Consider the following 20,695-nt stretch of genomic DNA (forward strand, 5'->3'; position numbering starts at 1 on the left):
AGAGGCGCTGGCGCCAACCTGGAATGGCCTCAGGCGGCGTCGGGGAACGTGTTCCGGTGAGTGGGCCGGACCCCACTCACCGGAACACGGCTGCCGAACTGGTCAGTTGATCTCGCAGGCGCCCGGACTGTAACTGCAGCGGTCCCGGGTCAGGCCCGGAAGCAGATGACGGACCTTACCGCCGTTCTTCCGTGCCTGTTCGTCGTACAGGTCGTCGAGCGAGATCCCGCGGCTCTTCGCCTCCTGGTGATTCTTGTAGTCGCCCTTCAAACCATGGATGACCCCGAGAACGCCGCCCACTCTGCCTGCTGTCTTCGCACCGCGCAGCGCACCGCCGAACCAGTTGCTGCTGCCGGTCGGTGCGGCGAAGACCCGGCCGGTGAAGCCATTGACCGCAGGGGCGCGCTTGACGGTGGACGGTCCGAGGTTCTTGTCGATATCGATCTCCCGGAAGGTGTCATAGTGGTCGGCCGTGTAATAGGCCGAGTGCACCGTCTTGCCATCGATGCTGCCCGTCACGAGCCGGTGGCCGCCACGATCGACCCCCTTGACATGAGGGTTTACGTCCCACTCCCTGTAAGTGATCGCGGCCCCTGATGCGGTTTGCTTCGGCAACATCGCACTCGGCTTTCCCGTCCTTGGATCGGCACCGGCGTTGCTGAAGACCTGTCCGCCTGTGTAGCCATGCGGCTTGTGTCCCTTCTCCCGAATCATGTTAAGCACCCTCTGCCCCTGGGTGGGGATCGCGTTCGGGATTATCTCGCCGGTGGGCCAGAACCGCGCCGCGTCCGCCCCGGAGAGTCCGGTATCCGATGGGAAGCGCGGGGTGCGGCCGTCCGGGTCCACAAAGCGGATCGGGTTGTTGCCGGCGTACGAGTAGGTGGACAGATGGCCTGAGTTCTTGGCCATGTCCGGCAAGGCCGGGTCGGTGCCCTGCCAATTGGAAGTGCGCGGGTCGTAGTAGCGCGCACCGTGGTAGTAGAAGCCGGTCTGCGGATCGAACTCCTTGCCGGTGTACTCGTAGGGCACCGGCTGAGACGGCTGCTCACTCACCCAGGTCTCGCCGCCGGGAATGTACTTGAGGTGTTCGGCCAACGCACCTGCGGAATCGGTCACGAAGCCGGTCGAGCCGAGGTGATCGCTGTGAGCGTAGAACTGCTGATCCTCCACCTGCTGCACGGGTTCCACGGTCTTGGTGACCAGCCTCGTCGCGCCGATGTAGACGTGCTTGAACTCCTTGTTGCCGCGGAGGGAGAAATTCTGGTTCGGGTAGACGTGGAAGTTCGCCTCGTCTTTCACCACCCGCTCGCCCTGGTCGTCGTAGCGGTATCTGCTACTCGTCGTGCCACCGGCGTTGTCGCAAGAGGCCGGCATCTGGGGCAGCGTCTGGGTTTGAACGTTCTCGTGGCTGCACGCGAGACGGTTCTCTTCATCCCAAACCAACTGCCGCCGAGGCCCGGACTGCTGATTGCGGCTGACCTGGTTGCCGTTGGCGTCGTACTGGAACGTATAGATTCCGATCGTCGCCGCCGCGTGCGGTCGGGTGCTGCTGTAGGCGTAGTTATCGTTGTACGTCAGCTTGGCATCGACCTGGGTGCCGCCGTTCGACGTGATGGTGTGCAACTGGTTCTTGTTCGTGGTGTTGCCGATGCTGTCGTAGGTCGTAACCAGGCTGTACTGATCTGTCTTTGCCGCCTTCGGACGGTAGCTGCCCTGAGATTTCGTGAGGCGGTACAGATCGTCGTACTGGTAGGTCTCCGACGCCGGGCCACCGACCTTCACGGAGGCGGTCGGCGCGAGCGTGTTGTTCTTCAGCGTCTTAATGTTGCCGACGTTGTCGTAGGTGTACTCGAGGTTGTGGAACTCGTATCCCTGGGCCAGCTTGGCCTTCAGGTTCTCCAGTCGCTGGGTCACCGGGTCGTACGTGTACCGGGTACGAGTGCCGTTCCCGGTGTCCACCAGGGCTCGCTGCCCGAATTTGTCGTACTCAAGGCGCGCCAAGTACGGATAGGTCTTGCCTGCCTTGACTCCGCGAGCGGAATCGACCTCGCCGCCGCTGTTGTAGTGGTAGGAGAGCACCTCCCCATCAGGGTATGTCAGCTTGAGCATCCGGTTCCAGGTGTCGTACTGGTAGCGAGTGGTCAGGTTGTAGACATGGCTGCCCTGTCCCGCCACGACGCGAGTCTCCTTCGTGACCTCACCCAGCGGTCCATACTCGCGCGCGACGCTGCCCGCTCCGTCCACGATGCCAGTGATCCGGCCGGCGCTGTTATTCGGTGCGCCCGGCGAGCCATAGGTGTAGGTCACGTTGTTCGCCGTGAAGATCGGATACCTGACCCGCTTCAGCCGGTTGAACTCGTAGTCGTATTCGATCGCCTTCTGCTGAGCCGCCAGCTTGGCAGTGATCGTCTTGATCCTGTTGTCTGCGAGGTCGTATTCGGTCTCCGTACGGCCGGAGTCCGGGCTCGCCACGGCGGTCCGGCGGCCGAAGTTGTCGTACTCCATCGTGGTGACGTTGTTGTGGTCATCGGTGATGGAGGTGCGTTCACCCAGTGCGTTGTGCCCGAAGCTCGTCCAAATGACGGGCTGTCCGCCCACTGGGTTGAACTGCTTAACGGCTGTAGGCAACTCGCGCACATCGTGGTAGCTGCGCGACGACTTGCCGTTGGCGTCGGTGCTGATGGTCTCGAAGCGGGTCAGGCCAGCCCGATCGGGGCCGAATCCGTAGGCCATGGATGCCGTCGTGTTGTCCGGCAGCACCGTGCGGGTGACGCGGTCGAGGATGTCGTAACTGGTGACCGTCGGCTGGACGGGATCGACCGTCGCGTTGTACGACGTATTCGCGGCGCCCTTCGGCTCGGTGACGTCGAAGTGCTCCTTGACCGCACGGCCGGCGAAGTCGTAGAACACCCGGCCCGAGACCACCATGCTGTCCGCCGCCGGAGTGTTCTCCCCCGTCGACAACGCCGCGTCGGCCTTCGTCTGGATCTTGCGGCCAAGGCCGTCCACGAAGACGATCGTGTCGATCGTGTCCGTGCGTACGGTGTTGTCGGCCTCCCTGTCGACGTGCCTGGTGACCGCATAGGGTACGGCGGCCTCCGGGTGGTACTCGAACCCGATCGTCGCACGGTTTTCCGGCGCCTCGTAAGGGCCGGTCACCTCGATCAGGCGGCCCACCGAGTCGTACCCGTTCGTCACGACCTGGTTGTTGGTATCCGTACTGCTCGTCACCTCGCCGAACTTGAAGTCATAGGTCGAGCTCGACTTGTAGCCGAAGCTGTCGGTCACGGACTGGACGTGAACGCCGACGGTGCTGTCGTACCCGTACTCCAGCCGGAACCGCTGCCCGTGTTTGTTGGCCGGCCCCGTGACAGTGCGCAGGTTGCCGTCGCCGAAATACGTCATGTCCGTGACCGCGGCACTGCCGTCGGCCAGGTACGAACGCACCTGCGTCACGTCACCGGTCGCACAGTCGACGGTGGACTGGCGCTTGCGCCGCACGGCGGTACCCGTCCGGACCTCGTTGTCATTCGGCAGACCGAGGATGTGAGTGGCGGGACAGACTGCGTACCCGACCAGTGTTTCGAGGTCGTCGGCCGTGCCTGTGTCCCCAGCGTCGAAGGAACGCTTCAGGTTCCCGAATTCGTCGTACGCCCAAGTGCTGTACGTCGCCTTACCCGCCGTGTCCTGCCCTTCGTAGAAGCGCTTGTCGGTCCGGACAAGGTGCGGGAACAACGTGGCGGTCGTACTGGACAGGTCAGCCGTACCGGTGGGATTACCAACGTCGCGGACCGCGTAGGTGTTCTCGGTCTCGAGGAACTTGGCACCGGCCGCGTTGGTCACCGTCGAGCGGGTCGCGAGTCCCTGGGTGTAGACGCTGTCGACGCGATACTCGTCGGTGACGCTGCGGTAAACCGCCTTGTTCGCACCGGCATCGCGGACCCGGTTGACCACCTTGGCGTAGCCGCGGAACTGCCGCTCGAGCCGGTCATAGACGCCACCGCTGTACTCGATGGTGGTCACTTGCACGTCCTGCCCGTCACCCGGCCGTCCGTCGTTGACGCTGACCTCGGAGAGCACGAACTTCGACCCCGGCTGGTCGTAGGTGTTGCCGTCCCGGGTGTAGTTGAACTGCATGCTGCCGCCCAGCGGCCTGGAAACGCCACGGAGCAGGTTCGTGCGCCCGGTACGGTTCTGCGCGACCACCAACTGGTCATCCTTGGTGGATGCCACGTGGTCGACGAAGCCGTCACCGTTCAGGTCCCGCAGTCCCTGCTCACTGCGGCTGGCACTGGTCGAGGCGTGGACTCCCGGGTTGATCACCACGCAGGCCGCGATGAAGCAGATCGGGAAGGTGAAGTAGGCGCCGCCGCCAAGAGTCGCGTTGCGGTCTTTGCTGATCCCCGCCAGGCTCCCGTGGAACTCGACGGCGGGTTCGAAACCGTTACCCGTATTGAACGCGACCTTGATCGGGCTGCCACTGAAGACGCGATCGGCGAGACCGTCCCCATTCATGTCCGCCAGCGTTCCGGCGGCCGAGGTTACGCCTTGGTGATACGACCCGCCACCGGCGAAACCGTAGAAGTCAGTATTGAAGCCGAGGCTCAGACCGGTATTCGTTCCACTGCCCTTGGTGAGGGCGGCCGGGTTCCGCCAGGCCTCCGGAGCACCGAAGCGGTAGCCGTAATTCAGCGCCACCTGGCCGTCCTCGTAGGCCCGATCAGGCAATCCGTCGCCGTTGACATCGAGCAGGTCGAACTCGGCATCAGAACTGTTGCTGCCAAGGGCCAGCCCAACCCCGAGCGGCGGCATGTCGTTGCCCGCCCGCGCGGTATCGGCCGGCGTCCGGCCCGGTGAACCGGCGCCACGACCGGTGCTGATGGTGCGCGCGGCACTACCGGCACTCGCATTGCCCGCAATGTTCTTGCTGCGACGTACGGCGCCATCGGGTGTCAGGCCGCTCGTAGTGCCGAGGCCTCCCGTGGGATCGGTGTATTGGATGCCGCGAGAACCGACGACGTCAGGAAAGCCATCGCCGTTCATGTCAAGGAAGTCAACCAGTCCTTGCGACTTGCCGGTGGCGATACTTCCTCCGACCGAACCGACCGGACCACCCAGTGAACCGGTCAGCGAGATCTGCTCCGAGCGCGCGACCCGCGGTACGGCGATGGCGCCGGCCAGGTCACCGGTCCCGGGCAGTGAAATGGATGGTGCGCCCATCCGTGAACTACTGGCCTGCCCTGCCGCGACCCACGAGTGGTCGCCAACACCCCAGCGACGCTGCTGTGGTGAGGGGACGAACATCACCATCCGTGGTGGAGTGACTCGAGGGTCCTTGCCGAAGTCATCCTTCTGCGCCTGCGGGTCCACCTCATCGGGCAGGTCCGAGGTGTAGCTCTCGTCGATCACCAGGTCGCTCTGGATGATCGGCTTGGTCGCACGGTCGCGGTTGCCGTTGTAGCCGATCGCCGCCCAGCCGCGGTAGGCCTGGGCGAACGCGCCCTCCTCGTCCGCGCTGTGGAACGTGCTGTGCACCGGGTTGACGGCCTCGTCCACCGCCACCGTTTGGTTGGAAAGAAAGAGCCGCAGCTTGGGATTCGTCGTGCTGAAGTCGAAGTAAAGCTTGTCGCCCGGCCACACGAACGGATGCACCGGGTCTGGTGCCGTGACGACGCCATTGACGATGTCGAAGTGCGACTTGGCCAGCAGTTCACCATACTCAGCGCCCGCACGCTTGACCGTGAACGTCACCCGTCCGGACGGCTTCTGACCCTCAAAGTTGAATGCCAGCTTGGGGCGAACGGTGATCGGAGCGCCGTCGGCGGTGTCCACGATCCATGGCGTTTGCGGCTGCTCCAGCCCATTCACGGGGTACATGTCCACGTCAAAAGGCGGGAGGACCTCGATGAGTGGTTTGCTGTCCTGGTCCGTTACCCGGTCCACTCCCTCCGCGACGGTGTAATGGGCGCGCGGAATCCACTCGAGAACGCCCAGATCGATGGGCGAATCGACCTTCACGCGCAACTTCAGGGTCTGTCCCTTGTGCACTACGACGTCGGTGTTCATCGGCACCGTACCGGCGACGCCCGCGGCCAGCGTCTGCTGGAACACCGGCTGGCCGTCCCGAGTGACTAGAACCGTCACGTCGTCCGTGGTGGGCTTCATCTTCTTCAGGTCACCGCTGAGACGCAGCGTGCCGGTGAGTGGAGCCTTGAGCTCCGAACTGCGCCCGCCCAGCGTGAAGTCACGGGACGCCTCATACCGGTACGACGGCAGGTTGTTCACATCGGCGCGGTCCGGTACACCCACGTAACTGACCCTGGGATTCCACGACACCGCGTCCAGGCTGCCGTCGAAAACCGACTGCACCCGGAAGTACAACCGCTGGCCACGCTTAACGGTGACCTCGGCGACATCTTCAGGCTGGTACTCCGCATTGTCGCGAGGACCGATGGCCTGCGACCACAGCACGCTGTCCTCGCGCTGGATCGACACCTTGATGCCGTCGGCGGTCTTCGACGTCGCACGCTCGTCCTCCGTTTCCGGAGCAAGCCGCACGGCACCGTCGATCCGTACCTTGCCGTCGAACGGCGCGACCCAGCGGCGAACCGTGTCGAGCAGCGGGAACGACTCGGTCAGGCGATTGCGGTCCTGCGCGAAATCGCCGAATAGCTTGCTGGTGTCGAGGGTGCCGTGTTTGATCTCGACGGGCGTATCAGCGCTCACGCCGTACACCGGAACACCGTTGCCGCCGAGACGGCCGAACAACACACTGGTCCCATTTACGAGGTCTGTGATTCCGTCGTTGTTCACGTCATGGAAGTACCGGTCCGTGGTGGCGAAGGCGTTGACGTAGTTCAGCTGAGCCGCGACGCCACTTTTGTAGCCTTCAATACCGAACGTCATGGATTCGTTCGACTCACTCATGATCCCCGGCAAGGGCAGCGTCTGAGCCGTCTCGGCGAACCGCGCCTGGCCGTTCGGTCCGGACAGGTTCTTGCGGTACTTCACGACACCGCCGTTGCGGAAGACCTTGTCGGACAGCCCGTCTCCGTCGACATCGATCAAGGCCAGTACGCCGTCGTGCGACGCGTGACTGCCCCCGACCTTCACTCCGATCGACCCCGACTTGGTCGGCGACAGGCCAGCACCCACGTAGAGATGGCCACCGGCGTCCCTGCCCCGGTTCGCCTGCAGCGCGCTCGCATCGCCGCCGTTGTCCGGCGTCAAGTTCAGCTTGCCGTTGGTCAGCCCGTCGCCTGGTACGGTCCACTGTGCCGACTGGAACGCCTGGTACTTGCCACTGGCGTCACGGATGTCGTCGAAGTAGCTGAATTCGTGCTTGTTGAACAAGGCACCTTTGTCGTCCTGCTGAGCGACCTCACGCAACAAGGTCTTGTGGAACGCCCCGGTCGTGTAGGTCAGCTCATAACGACGAATCAGCTCGTCGTCCAGCTTCACCTCGATCCGGCGCAATCGGTCCGCCGTCACGCGCTTGAACCTGCCCCGGGCATCGATGATCTTGTCGACCCGGGCTGCTTCATTCAGCTCGCGATCGCGAATGAATGTGACCGAATAGCGTCCCTCGGTCCCGCCCTGTCCGGTGTAGGTGATCTTCCGCGGGTACAGGTTCCGGCCGAGTTGAGTGCTGCCGTCGATGCCCGCGTCCTCGACCAGCGCGTAGTGGTACCGAACCAGGTTGTCGTGGCGGTCACGCCGCTCGCGCAGTGCCCACAGGAATCCGTTGCCGTCGTCGTCCGACAAGGTGGCACCGGCGCCGCCATAGATCCAACGGGTACCCGACTTGTCGGTGATCTCCCACGAGTACGTCTTCGGACTGCTGCCGTGCCGAACGATCTTGGCGAAGCCACCTTCGACGCGGCTGTGGAAGACCTTCTCTGCGGTGCGAGCCACCGGCGTACCACGATGTGCCACCGGCGTCACCTGCTCACCGTCGACCAGATACGTCTCGGTCTCCTTCGTCGCGTCGTACCGCGGGACACCCCAGCGGGTATCGATCGTGACGCTCGGTACGGCCAGGTCCCAGCCCACGCCGAGCCAGCCGTTGCTCGCCGCGGAAGAGTACGAGAGGCGGACTTGCGGCTGTACCCCGAGCCGGCCGGGCGGCAGTTCAACCGGGTAGCTGAGCCGGTTGTCACCGGCGTTGTTGGCGGTCGGTGGCGCGATCAGATTGACCTTGGATCCCGGGTCGGCGGCCTGAATGCCCTTGATCTGGTTCGGGTTGAATGACGTGTTCTCCGGATGCTCAGGCACCGTGACGGTCGCGTTGACCATGTCGGTGAAGTGATCGGTTCGGGAGGTGACCGTGTGCTTCGTCTGGTCGACTGTCACAAGCTCGAGCGCCTGCCAGCACTGCGCCACGTCATTGAAAAAGTACGTGCGGATGTCCGCCCCCGAGAACCCAGGCTCCAGCAGCGCAGGGTCATACGGCAAGGTCACCTCGACCGGGGCTTTGAACTTGTGCGGGTGCGGCGTGAAACGGAAACCGCTGCGGTGTGCCCGCCCGGTGACATTGGTCATTGCGGAGGGAATGCTGGGAACCTCGGTGCCGGTCAGCGCCGAGATCCCGATCCTGACCGGCTCGGACACTGCGGCCGGACGCACGACAACCTGAGCGCCACCGAAGCCAATGGTTTGGGCCTTCGGTGCCGCCGGGCTCACGAATTCCTCGCGATCCGGCGACACGGCTCCGGCTGCCTTCGGAGCGACACCTGGCAAGCAACTGCTCATCGGTTGGGGTGGTGCAGTCGGTAACGCGACCGCTTCAGGGGCGTCTACCGCCGCTGCTCCTGTGATCAGCAATGCCAGTGACGAGGCCACTGCGGCAGACTTACTCAGCCATCGGTTCATCCGAGATCCTTCCATCCGAAGCGCTGCTCACGAGCCGTGACCAAACCACGGCGTCGCGTTGCCAGGGCAGTGAGGCACGGGCGCCGATCTGATCACGGCATCGTCACATCGATGCCATGCCTCAGGCTGAAGAACGCCTGAAGCCGCCGCCTATTGCAGGAACAAGGTCCGAATTCGCTGACTGCCAAGGGCACGCAGGCTCCACTCGTTGTCCATGGGCAGACGGGCCGACTCGCCTAGGTACGAACCACCGTTCATCCGCCAAATGGACACGGTTCCGTCGTCGTGGCGCCACAGGATGTCGGCCTTGCCGTCGGCACTGAAGTCGCCGACCGACTTGATCGTCCAGTCCTGGCCGACCACCCAGCCCGGCCGGTTCTCCCAGCTGGGCCGCCAGCCGGTGTCGTACTGACCATCACGCCAAATCGCCAGCGCGCCGCCGTTGTGGCGCCAAAGAACGTCACTGTGCTGGTCTCCATCGAAGTCACCGATGCCTTGGATGGCCCACAGCCGCTGCGGATCGCTGGTACCCGGATAGGCGTCACCGACGTGCATGCCGTGGACCATGAACCAAATCGCGACCTGGCCGCCTTCGTGCCGCCAGAGGATGTCGCTGAAACCGTCACCGTCGAAGTCCGCGACGCCCTTCACCTGCCAGGCCAGGTTGGGCGCGGGGTCATCGGCCGGTGCACCGTTCGTGTCGGTCTCGTTGTTCCAGCTCACCTTCGCGCTATTGCCGCTCTCGCCCGCGAACCAGATCACGAGCTGGCCGTTGCCATGCCGCCAGAGCAGGTCGGATCTGCCGTCATCGTTGAAATCGCCCGTCCCAGCCAGCGAGGTGGCCGACGGCACGCTGCCCTTGATCGGAGACCTGTCGCCTATCGGTGCGATGGCCGTCCCGCGCTGATCCAGGAGTACGACGGCGATCTGCCCGGCGGCACTTCGAGTCAGCACGTCTGCGTTGCCGTCCGCGTTGAAGTCACCGGTCGCGACAATTCGCTGGCCAGAGAGGATCGCCAGGTTTCTGGTTCTGGCGACACCGCTCAGAGTGGAATTCAGCTCCCAGACCGTGGCGCCACCCCCCTCGGCCGCCTGCCAGACCAGGTCGGTTCGCTTGAGCGCGGCCTCAGTACCATTCACCAGCCAGTTCGAACGGCCACCGCCGAACACCTTGCCAGTAAGACGATGTCGTACGTCGCAATGCCCATCGCCGTCTACGTCACGGAACTCGAGGAGATCCTCGGCCTGGCTGTCCCAGTTGCTGCCGAACTCGGTGTTGAGGTGCTGCCATTGCCGGGTGGCACCCCTGAACCACCAGGTCGAGCCGGTCGACCGGAAATCGTCGGGATACCCGTCGGCGTCGAAGTCGCAGGCTCGGGCCTCGACCTCTCGCAGCTCGCTGAAGCGGCAGAGCTGGTTGTTGCCGTGGTCCTTGAGGTTATTGCCGTCGGTCTGCACGATTGCCTCGCCGTACGCACACTTGGCGAACACGTTGCTGGCGACATCGGCGCCGATGTCGGGCTCGCCGCGGATCTTCAGCGCGTCCCCGGAGGTGTAGGCCAGTCCGTTGTACCGGTAGTCGAAATACTCACCCGCCTCGCCACAGTAGTACGTCTTGAAGCCGCAGGTATCGGTGCCGTGAACATCGAACTGGTGCGTGTACTGGATTGGCACGCCGTAGCAGCAGTTCTCGCCGCCGTTCTCCAGCACGAGATTGGCGTACGCCAGATATCCGATGCCATCGGTATTGGAGGCCTCGATAGCGTGCCGGTTGTAATCGAAGACGTTCCGTTCGATCAGAACGTACGCGCCACTATTGGCCTGGACTCCATAACCCTGCTGGCGCCAGTGCCGATTGTGATGGATGTAGTTGTCATGGATGCGGACCGCGGTCGCATTCGCGAGGCTGATGCGCTGCTGGTCATCGAGGACCTGGACACCGATGCCCGCCCAGCCGTAGATCTCGTTGTTCGCGATCTCGATATTCACACTGGAGTTGACCGAGATCCCGATCGGCCCGGGCGCGCTCGCGCCGGCGATGCCCAGATTGCCGCCGTCGAGGCGGATACCGCTGATCCGCACGCCATCGGCATGGTGATACTCATAGCCGGACCCGATCCTCAGCAGGACGGCCGGTTTCGTCGTGGTGAAAAGCCTGGGACCAGAGTTGGTCGATGAGCGCCGGCCGATGATATGCACCCCCGGCATGACATCCAGATACTGGCGGCCGCTCAAGTCGAGCTCGACGTGGTCGGCCAGCAGAATCGTCGTGTTGGGTGTCGCCAGGGCGTCCACGAAGACCTGCACCTGCGTAGCTTGATCGATCCGGACCGTCTGCCGACCGTACGCGACCGATGTAGCCGGCGTTTCCATCGCAGATCCGGCCGCGAACCTGCCGGACTGAGCGGCGGTGGCCGGCGTCGCCCCGGTCACGGCCAGACACACCGCCACCAGGGCGAGCATGCCTCTGCGAACTGCGAGAGTGCGATAAAGCCCGATCAACCACCGCGTACGGACCATGCCGGCCTCCAGACTTTGCTGACCTGGTTGGCGGCGCCTCCGCGGCGGGGCGGATACCGCCAACTGTTGCTCTCAGGGCGATTCCAGGTCGGTTTCAGCGATCACAGGCATGATGGTGATCACTCGGGTCGCCTCGCGCTGCCCAAAGCACGGCGAACGGCGAACGGAAGGAAATGAAGCGAGAGGGGGAGGTCACGAGGGGACTCCTGGCAGATCCGCCGGAGGAAGAGGCCGAGTGTCATGCCGTAGATGAGATGACCGAGCAGACTGAGTCCCAGACTTGCGGGCGTCAAGCTGAACATCATCTCTTCGCCCCTGGGCAGCACGGCAACGGTGCCGACCAGACCGGTCCAGATGAAAACACCGTACGACACCGACAGCAGCAACGGGCGGCGTGAAACCCAGGTCGGGCGAAGGCTGTACACGGCTGCGCAGAACACGAAGTACGCCATGCCGATGCCGCCACCGTCGCCTAGGTATCGCCATAGGTAGCCCACCGATGCGTTCTCCCCTCCAGCACCGGTGATCCAACCGCCGAGGGCGGGAATGAAGTCCGGCCAGATGCCGGTCCAGACCATCGGCATCCGGACGGCGTCGTACATGGCGACCGCCACCAGTCCCGCGAGCAGACCACGGCCCGCCCAGTTCGCCTCCCGCGAGCCGGCGCGGATCAGCAAGACGGTAACCATCGCCAGCGGTATGACGAGGATGAGCGCGGCGACTCGCAGCTGTAGCAGCCCGGCGACGTGCAGCGGAATGGACAAGACCGGCATCGCACCTGCCGCGAACAGCGCCAACGAGCGAAGACCGACGATGGGTGTTACGGGGAAGGGAATGCGGTTCGTCGCCGGACCAAGTCCGGCCGGGATGCGTTGAAATGTCAGTTGAGCGCTGGTCAAGGGGAACACCTTCTCCTAGGCAAGTCGTGAGCAGAACCCCCGTCGCTCCGGCTACGGAGCAGTAACGCGTCGACTCGATGAGCATGAGCTGGCTGGCTGGCGCGCCACTGGAGTGTCACTGAAGCAGCCAGCGTGATTACGCCGAGTTACCGGCAATGGCCACAGTGCCGCACCGGCACGGCACTCTGGCGTCAGTGGGACATCAGCGACACATCAGCGCCACCGGGACGGTGGGAGGCCGGATCCGCCCGCCGAGTCGCTTCCGGGCGACTCCGCCTCACCAAGGAGGCCCGATGCACCTGTCCCGGCGAACCCTTCTCCTCAGCCTCAGCCTCAGCGGCCTATCAAACGTCATCTCGCTCGATCGATCAGCGGCTACCACACACCGAACGATCAACTTGCCGTCCATCACAACTCTCGATCGCACCCTTCTGCGCGGACCGGCGGGCCCTGGCGGCTACCGACCGCTCGTGACCGGACCGCCCGAACCGCACTTGGTCCGTACCGACCTCGCCATCAACGCGGCGACGCCTCGCCCGGTTCTGGCGTTCGCCCAAATGACCGATCTGCACGTCGTCGACCACCAGTCACCGCTCAGGGTCGAGTTCCTTGACCGCGGCGCTGACGACGGCTTCCCCTATTACCGGCGATTCCCCTTTGACGCGGCGTATCGCCCGCAGGAAATGCTGTCGCTGCACACGGTGGATGCGATGTGCCGAGCGCTGGCCGGGATCACCGCCGGTCCCGGCACCGGGCTGCCACTCGGCTTCACCGTGGTCACCGGCGACAGCGCTGACAACTGTCAGTACAACGAGGTCCGCTGGTACATCGACCTCCTCGACGGGCGACTCGTTCGTCCTGACTCCGGGGACCTGACGCGCGACGAGAGTGTGTCCGGCTACTCGCTCGGCTACGACACCCACTATTGGCATCCACATGGCAACCGGCCCCCCTTGCATCCCTTGGACCGGCCGACCGCAACCTTCGGGTACCCACAGTTGAACGGTCTGCTGATGTACGCCCGGCGTCCCTTCCAAAGCCATGGACTCGGGATGGATTGGTATGCCGCGTACGGTAATCACGACGGTCTTGTCCAGGGCAATATCGCACCGGACTTTCTGCCCGGCGACCCCCTGAAAGCCTTGGCCGTCGGCTCGCGTAAACCGGTGGCCTTCCCCGTGCCCGACGGCGGCGACGGCATCAGCGCCGCGGAGATCTACGACGCCCTCACCTCGTCGACAATTCGGACGGTGACACCGGACCCTGCCAGGCGTCTGTTGTCACGCAGCCAGTTCATCAACGCGCACTTCGACACCACGGGCACTCCGAACGGCCATGGATTTGGCTCGGCGTCGAGCGGAACGGCGTACTACGCCTTCGATCGGGACCGGGTCCGGTGCCTGGTGCTCGATACCACCAACCTGCACGGCGGCCGGGCCGGCTCACTCGACGAGGTTCAGTACGCCTGGCTCGAGCGACAACTACGGGCCGGCAGCTCGCGGTATCTGCGGCCGGACGGTGTTGCCGTGACGCAGGACGTCCACGACCGATTGTTCGTGCTCTTCGCCCATCACACGCTCAACACCATGGACAACACCGACAACGGCTGGCTCGACTGGTCGAAGCGCTACTCGGGCGCGGAGGTCCGCAAACTCCTGCTGCGTTATCCGAACGTTGTACTGCTGGTGAACGGCCACACCCATCGCAACACCATCACACCGCACGCAAGGCCGTCCGCCTGGGCAGCCGCCGGAGGCTTCTGGGAGGTGAACACCGCGTCGCATATCGACTGGCCTCAGCAAAGCCGGATTATCGAGCTGAGCGCAGGCAGCGGCGTGGTTTCGATTCATACCACGATGGTCGACCTCGACGCGGAACTCTCCCACAATGGCGATCTTGGCGATCCCAGGATGCTGGCCTCCCTCGGCCGCGAGTTGGCCGCCAACGATTGGCAGGCGCGCCACCCGGTTGACCGACGCGGCGCCCTGGCTGACCGCAATACCCGGCTAATGGTACCGGCGCCCTTCGACCTATGACCGCGTTCTGATGAGCCGGCTGCGGCGCCCCCGGGGAACCGCGGCCGGCTCGTGCCGGTGGGCTAAGCCTTCGCCTTCCAAGCACGCCGGGAGCCGTAGCGCCCCACTGCCCGGGTAAACAGAAAGGGAACGGTGGCGATGCTCAGTACGACCGCGAGAAAGGCACCGAAGAGTGCCAAGTCGGGCAGCACCTCGGTCTCGGTACCGAGCAGGCCGCTCGTCACCATGTTGACGATGAGAAGAACTGCCAGCAGAACACGCACCGACCGCTTAGCGCTGCCAACCGCCAGCGCGAGTACAGCCACCAGGGCCGCGACGGCAATCGCGATAGAGGACTTGGTGACGACGAGCGAATAGGCGGACTCGAGTTCCTTCTCGATGAAAGTCTGGAACAGCTCGCCGCTCAGCGATCCGCCGACCGTATCGGTCACGAACTGCCTGATCGCCTCCTTGCCGCCGGCGATCGCGGCGACACCGGCGGTGATCCCGGACGCGGCCGCCAGCAGCGCGAGAATACGCGCGGCTTTCAAGGCACCTGGGCGGCTGCGGTCCTCGGCTGGCATGGGGGTAACCATCCCGTTCGGCTGGCTCAACGTTTCTCCTAGATGTCAGGGGTAAATGGGCCGCAGACATACGACCGCCCTTCACCTTGACGGCCCGCCCTGACCGAGCGCTGATGCGACGCTGAAGTTCACAGCTTTGCCCGGATCCTCTCCGCCGCGGGATGCTTGAGCTCGTCCAGGATGGCCAGTGCTGCGACCCAGGCCTCGGTAGCGGCAGCGGCGTCACCGACCTCCCAGTGCGCGTCCCCCAAGTGGTCCAGGGAATCGGCCTGGTTGAAGCGATCTCCAAGGGCGCGATGCATCTCAATCGCCTGGCGGAAATAGGTGATCGCTCGCGGTGCCGCACCGGCCAGATGATGGATGTAGCCGATGCTGTCCAGCGTGACGGCTTGGCCATCCGGATGGCCGTCCTGACGCAGGATCCGCAGAGCGGCCTCGCAGTGCTGGAGCGCGAGTTCGGGATCGCCGAGCCGAAGGCGGCTCCAGCCCACGGCGTTCAGCGCATGTGCCTCCCCGACGACGTCGTCGGCCCGCCGGTACAACCGCAGGCCCTCCAACGCCTCCTCGAGCGCGGCACTCGGATCGCTGCGGCGATCATGCAGGTTCGCGTAGTTGAGATGTAGCCGCGCCTCGTTCTTCAAGTCGCCGAGTCGGGCGAAAACCTCGATGGCGTCATCGAGGTGATGAGCAGCCTCGTCGTACTGACCGTTGGCCCGGCAGGCGAAGGCCAATCCCCGCACCGCGTGCGCTCGCGCGGCCTCATCACCGAGGGTCTCCGCTGCCTTGAACGCCATTCGATGCACGATGGCCAGCTCCCGCCAGGCACCGACCCAATCGAGAAAGGTGGTCGTACACCACGCGAGTTGCCAGCAATGTTCGAGAAAGCCGTGCTGGAGGGCGAGCTCCACGCAGGAGACCAAGGCCGTTCGTTCCGCGCTGAACCAACTGAGCGCCTCCCCCAGGCTCGCGGGATGGTATGGCGAAACACCCTCCGCCGACTCCACCACGATGATCGGGTGTCGCTGCGGTGTGTGCAGCAGGGTGGCTTCGAACGCGGACCGCAGATAGTGATCGATGACGCGGCGGATCGTTCTGGCCCGGTCCTCAGCCCGCTGATCCAGCAGTTCCATGGCGTAGCTGCGTACGAGATCGTGAAATCGATAGCGGCCCTTCAGATCCTGCAGGATCAGGTGGCGCCGCGTCAGCTCGGATAGCGCTTCCTCGGTTTGCGACAGCGGCTTCCCGTTGGCGCTCGCCGCCGTCCGCGCCGAAAAGTCCCCGGCCGGATGGGCCCCAAGCCGCCGGAACAAGTCACCGCTGGAGCGATCCAACGACTGGTAGGACCAGGAGAGTACCGAGCGCACGTCGGTCCTGCGATCGCCGACCGTCAGCGCGTCGAGCAGGGACGGCCTCTCGACCAGCTCGTGTGCGAGGGCCGTCAGCGATGATCTGTTCTCGGTGGCAGCGCGAGCAGCGACGATCGCTAGAGCGAGCGGCAATCCACCACACAGCGACACCATTGTCTCGCCGGCACGTGGGTCTGCCGTCAGCCGTGCCTCCCCTAGACGGGCCGACAACAAGGCACGCGAATCCTGCTCATTCAGCGGTTCCAGGACAAGTGACCGGGCATCGACGGCGACCATGACCGGAATGAGCCGGTCCCGGCTGGTGACCATGACCATGCCCTCCGCCGCCCCCGGCAGCAGCGGAAGGACTTGCTCGGCATCGTGGGCATTGTCCAGGACGATCAAGATCTCCTTCCCTGCCATCACGCTGCGATACAGCCCGGCACGGGTATCACGCTCCGCCGGTATCCGAGCTGGCGGTATCCCAAGAGCTTCGAGGAAGCCGGCCATCACGTCGTAGGGATCACGGCCACGGCCTTGGCGGTCATAACCGTGCAGATTCGCGAATAGCTGGCCATCGGGAAAGCGGGCCGCGACCCAATGCGCCCAATGCAGGGCCAACGTGGTCTTCCCCACGCCGGCCGGTCCGGAGATCGCCTGCACCACGGTGCCCGTCGCGCGGCCGTCGAGGTACTGATCGAGCTGCTGGAGCTCCTGTTCCCTGGCCACGAACGACCCGGTCACGGCCGGGAGCTGCGCGGGCACGATAGGGCGCGTCACACTGACCTCGACCGGTTCACCGACGCTCAGATCGAGAGCCCGATCCTGTCGCAGGATCGCCGTGTGCAGGTCTTGCACGCTCAGAGCGGGGCTCAGGCCGAGGTCGTCGGCCAACCTGCGGCGCAAACGGTGGAAGGCGGCCAGAGCCTCCGCCTGCCTGCCACAACGATAAAGGGCGAGCATCAGTTGCGCGTGCAGTTCCTCGTTCAAGGGCTCTCGCCCACAAGCCTGCTCCAGATCGCCGACCAGCAGCGCGTGCTCCCCCAGTGCAAGCCTCGCATCGGTGAGCGACTGGAGCGCGCTCCGCCGGAGCATCTGGAGCCGGCCCACGTGATCGTCGAACCAGGACTGGCCGGCCAGCCCTCCGAGCGGCTCGCCGCGCCACATCGCCAGCGCCGAGCCGAGCTGCTTGACGATCTGCGCCGGATCCTCCAGATGCCGGCTTTCGCGGATCAGCCGCTCGGCCAGCACGGCGTCCACCCCCTCACCGCCGACCGACAGCACGTAGCCCGACGACCTGGCCAACAGCGTGTCACGGAGCCCGAGAGTGCGGCGCAGAAATGAGACCGTGCTCTGCAGGGTGTTGAGAGCGGTGGCGGGCGCATCGTCAGCCCACACCAGATCGATCAGACGCTCGGCACTGACCACCTGTCCGGGCTGCAGCGCGAGGATGGCCAAGACGGCGCTGCGCCGTACGCCTGCCACTGGATGGATCGCACCGCCGTTGACGACGTCGATCGGCCCCAGCACTCGCACCATGAGCTGATCCGTCACCCGTCCCCCTCGGCTGGTAGTCGATCCGCTGCGAGGACTCACAGGCAGGCGGATACCTACCGAACCGTGACTACTGCGCCTGAAGGCGTACTGATCTCTCCCTGAACCAACGGCGGCGGCGGGCGCCGTAAGCGCCGTACAAGATGTCCACTCGCCCGCTCGGCTAGGGCGGCGATGGTCAGCGACGGATTGACGGTCAATGCCGTCGGCACCGCCGAGCCGTCGGTGACGAACAGGTTCGGATGTCCACGCAGCTCATGCTCGGCCGTGAGCGCTGAGGTCAAGGGGTCCTCGCCCAACCGGCAGCTCCCCAGGGGATGAGCTGTGACCACCCCACCTGGATCACTGCTCCATGGCTCAACCGTCGCCACCCCGTCCGGCTCGAGGATGGAGCCAAGCCGCTGGTCCGCCTGCCGCCAACCCGCCGTCGTAGCGACGTCCGGACGATAACCGAAGTGCCCCAGCCCTAGACCCGGCCCAATGCGGGTGAATGATCCGCTCAAGGGCGGCTCGCCGAACACGCCGGTGCCGTTCTCCTCAGTCATCGCCAGCAGCGTCAACCACGACCGCCAGCGAGCCCGGAGCGTCTTCTTCTCCACGCCGTACCACGCAGGCGCCGCCGCGAGCAGATTCGTCACCGCCGGCAGCGCGATCTGCTGGAAGCCGGCTCGATGATGCTCGGTCAGCGTAGGGTCGAGGTAGTCGTACGTCATCGTGTTGATGGCCTTACCAATGTGGTGTGCCTCGTACGCCGTGGTTGCGGAGCGCCGTAGGCCCAGCACAGCCTCGGCGTTCCGCTCGTTCACCGTGGCCAGATAGACGCGATCTCCGTTGCCGGACAGGTATCTGCCGACGGCGGCCGGCATCGGGCCGAGGAACGGTGCCGAGCGCCGCAAGATCACCGGTGTGCCGACAGCACCCGCGGCCAGCACGATCGTGCGTGCCTCCACACACCCGGCGCCGGTCGGCTGTCGGTAGTCGGTGGAGTCGACCGTGGTGTAGGCGACCCGGTAGCGGTAGCCCGGCGTGGTGGCTGGCGTGATCACCTGGACTTCGTGCAGCGCCCGGATCTCGGCACCGTGCGCGGTGGCCGCGGGGAGATAGTTCAGCAGCAGAGATCGCTTCGCGTCGAAGCGGCAGCCGGAGAGCATCCAATTGCAGTTGGTACAGGTCGCGAGATCCACCGCCACCGGTATGGGATTGGCGGTATGCCCGGTATGACGGCAAGCCGCGGCGAACAAGCCACCTGCGTAACTCACGTCGTTCCAGGTCTGCGTCGCGACAGGAAGGGTCTGCTCGACGAGGTCGTAGTAGGGGTCGAGGGACTGACGCGTGATCGCGACAGGCCACAATCGACGTCCGGTTCCACCCATCCGTTCGAAAGCGAAGGCGGGAGCCCGCAGCGAGGCGGCGAAGTAGACCACACTGGAGCCACCGACACAGTTGCCTGCGACAACGGTCATGCCGTCGCCTTTGATCGCGTCGACGATTCGGCTGAAGGTCCCCAACCGGAGATCATGGCTAAAGTCGGCGGCCGTGAGGTGCGGGCCACGTTCCAGGATCACCACCCGCTGACCGGCTGCGGCCAGACGGTACGCCGGGATGGCACCGCCGAAGCCTGAGCCGATGACCGCGACGTCGTACAAGTCAGGTGCGGATGCGCTGCTCATGCGGGGTTCCCTCCACTCGACGTGCCAGGGTGAAGATCGGCCAGCACCCGGCGATAGGAGTGCTCCGGATAGCGCCAGAGCCCATCCGCACCGGGATCGGGGAACCCGAGCCAGCGCAGTCCCGGATGATGCTGCTGGAGCGCGGTGCGTGTGTGCAGATGGACTGCGGCATCGAAAGAAAGGCTCGAGAGCAGCGCCATGATGACCCACAGATCCCGGTCCGGATCGGAAAGGCCGAACGCCGCGTGCACCACGGCCGTGCGATGACGGAAGGCGAGGCCGACGAACGGCGGGTACAGTGACGGCAGAATGATGCCCTTGTTCAGTGCGTAAGCCGTCGCGCGAACGTTGAGCAAACCCGCCACCGTACCGAGCAAGTGAGAGGTGCCGACGGCGGGGTCTGTGAGCAAGGCCAGATAACCCGCATCGGCACCACCTGGCCCGGGTGCCGATCCTGCCACCGCGATGTCACCGGGATATCGCTTGGCGCCTGGGATGAGGGTGTCGGTGAAGGCTTCGAGAGTCTGAACGGTCCATGACCAGGTCGTGGTCAAGGACATGGCGGGAGTCGGCACCGCGGCGGCGACGGCCGCGCCAAGGGCGGCGGTCAGGAAGCTACGCCGGTACACGCCTTCACCTCGAGCCACACCACAGGGAGTACGGCAAAGCGGCTGCCAGCCCGGTCTCACCGTGTTCGGTCCCGTAGACCGACAGGGCCGCCGCGAGTTCGGGGAAGTCGGCCCGCAAGGCGAGCACCACGTCACCGATCCCCACCGTTGTTCCGTTGATCCGGAAGTTCGTCAACCGTGCGGCGGCGATCCGATCGCGCTTGTCGAACCAGTAGCTGCCGTCCCAGCTGACGATCGCGACCGCACCAGTTGTGGTCTGTACGCTCCAGTGGTCCTGCTGCCAGTAGCGGCAAGAGGGTATGGCGATCGCGAAGCGAGACGGCTCGGCGAGCAGGAAGCGAAGGGCACCACCGTTGTCGGCCGTGATGTCACGCTTGGAGTACTCCACACACAGTGGGTTCCGGGTCCACAGCTCCAGTGGCGGCCACTCCCCCTCACCGAAGCGGTGGATCTCGCAAGTCGCGCCGAAGGGTGGATCGAGGTAGCCGTCGGGTACCGCGTGCGCTCTTGCGGGGGCCGTCATGAACGGCACCGCGAGCGCGGTCAGCCAGGCACAGATCAGAGCTGGAATACGCATCCGGGTCCTCCTCGTCAACCGATGGATGGT

At 64.9% G+C, this 20,695-nt stretch carries 9 protein-coding genes; 1 reads left to right on the plus strand and 8 read right to left on the minus strand.

The features are described 5' to 3' along the window. Positions 1-102: 102 nt before the first annotated feature. The 3 genes from ACFFGN_RS18205 to ACFFGN_RS18215 all read right to left on the minus strand — a co-directional run bounded on the left by ACFFGN_RS18205 (position 103) and on the right by ACFFGN_RS18215 (position 12,290). Entirely contained in the window at positions 103-8,751 is an 8,649-nt protein-coding gene (locus tag ACFFGN_RS18205; protein ID WP_380049043.1) for a SpvB/TcaC N-terminal domain-containing protein, read from the minus strand. 270 nt (positions 8,752-9,021) lie between these two features. Next, the gene (locus ACFFGN_RS18210; protein ID WP_380049045.1) at positions 9,022-11,391 is read right to left on the minus strand and encodes a right-handed parallel beta-helix repeat-containing protein; all 2,370 of its coding nucleotides are present in this window, start codon (positions 11,389-11,391) and stop codon (positions 9,022-9,024) included. 119 nt (positions 11,392-11,510) lie between these two features. Then, positions 11,511-12,290: a hypothetical protein gene (locus ACFFGN_RS18215; protein ID WP_380049047.1), complete on the minus strand. Its 780-nt coding sequence runs from the start codon at positions 12,288-12,290 to the stop codon at positions 11,511-11,513. Positions 12,291-12,583: 293 nt separating this feature from the next. On the opposite strand from ACFFGN_RS18215, the gene ACFFGN_RS18220 reads away from it, so the two are divergent. Next, entirely contained in the window at positions 12,584-14,326 is a 1,743-nt protein-coding gene (locus ACFFGN_RS18220; protein ID WP_380049049.1) for a TIGR03767 family metallophosphoesterase, read from the plus strand. A 62-nt stretch (positions 14,327-14,388) separates the two neighbouring features. On the opposite strand, the gene ACFFGN_RS18225 is transcribed toward ACFFGN_RS18220, so the two are convergent. The 5 genes from ACFFGN_RS18225 to ACFFGN_RS18245 all read right to left on the minus strand — a co-directional run bounded on the left by ACFFGN_RS18225 (position 14,389) and on the right by ACFFGN_RS18245 (position 20,665). After that, positions 14,389-14,889 carry a hypothetical protein gene (locus tag ACFFGN_RS18225; RefSeq protein WP_380049051.1) on the minus strand — a complete coding sequence of 167 codons (501 nt, stop codon included), beginning with the start codon at positions 14,887-14,889 and terminating at the stop codon, positions 14,389-14,391. 128 nt (positions 14,890-15,017) lie between these two features. Then, entirely contained in the window at positions 15,018-17,789 is a 2,772-nt protein-coding gene (locus ACFFGN_RS18230; protein ID WP_380049053.1) for an AfsR/SARP family transcriptional regulator, read from the minus strand. A 56-nt stretch (positions 17,790-17,845) separates the two neighbouring features. Next, positions 17,846-19,459, minus strand: a complete 1,614-nt coding sequence (locus tag ACFFGN_RS18235; RefSeq protein ID WP_380049055.1) for a GMC family oxidoreductase N-terminal domain-containing protein — start codon at positions 19,457-19,459, stop codon at positions 17,846-17,848. After that, the gene (locus tag ACFFGN_RS18240) at positions 19,456-20,088 is read right to left on the minus strand and encodes a DUF5987 family protein (RefSeq protein ID WP_380049057.1); all 633 of its coding nucleotides are present in this window, start codon (positions 20,086-20,088) and stop codon (positions 19,456-19,458) included. The genes ACFFGN_RS18235 and ACFFGN_RS18240 overlap by 4 nt, the downstream gene beginning before the upstream one ends. A 4-nt stretch (positions 20,089-20,092) precedes the next feature. After that, the gene (locus ACFFGN_RS18245) at positions 20,093-20,665 is read right to left on the minus strand and encodes a hypothetical protein (protein WP_380049059.1); all 573 of its coding nucleotides are present in this window, start codon (positions 20,663-20,665) and stop codon (positions 20,093-20,095) included. Between the last annotated feature and the right edge of the window lie 30 nt (positions 20,666-20,695).

This window comes from Kribbella deserti (genome assembly GCF_042434725.1).
Lineage (GTDB): Bacteria > Actinomycetota > Actinomycetes > Propionibacteriales > Kribbellaceae > Kribbella > Kribbella deserti.

Excerpts from the sequence above, each read along its gene's own strand:
- ACFFGN_RS18205 (WP_380049043.1), bottom strand. The coding sequence starts at position 8,751 with ATGAGCAGTTGCTTGCCAGGTGTCGCTCCGAAGGCAGCCGGAGCCGTG.
- ACFFGN_RS18210 (WP_380049045.1), bottom strand. The coding sequence starts at position 11,391 with ATGGTCCGTACGCGGTGGTTGATCGGGCTTTATCGCACTCTCGCAGTT.
- ACFFGN_RS18220 (WP_380049049.1), top strand. The coding sequence starts at position 12,584 with ATGCACCTGTCCCGGCGAACCCTTCTCCTCAGCCTCAGCCTCAGCGGC.
- ACFFGN_RS18225 (WP_380049051.1), bottom strand. The coding sequence starts at position 14,889 with ATGCCAGCCGAGGACCGCAGCCGCCCAGGTGCCTTGAAAGCCGCGCGT.
- ACFFGN_RS18235 (WP_380049055.1), bottom strand. The coding sequence starts at position 19,459 with ATGAGCAGCGCATCCGCACCTGACTTGTACGACGTCGCGGTCATCGGC.
- ACFFGN_RS18245 (WP_380049059.1), bottom strand. The coding sequence starts at position 20,665 with ATGCGTATTCCAGCTCTGATCTGTGCCTGGCTGACCGCGCTCGCGGTG.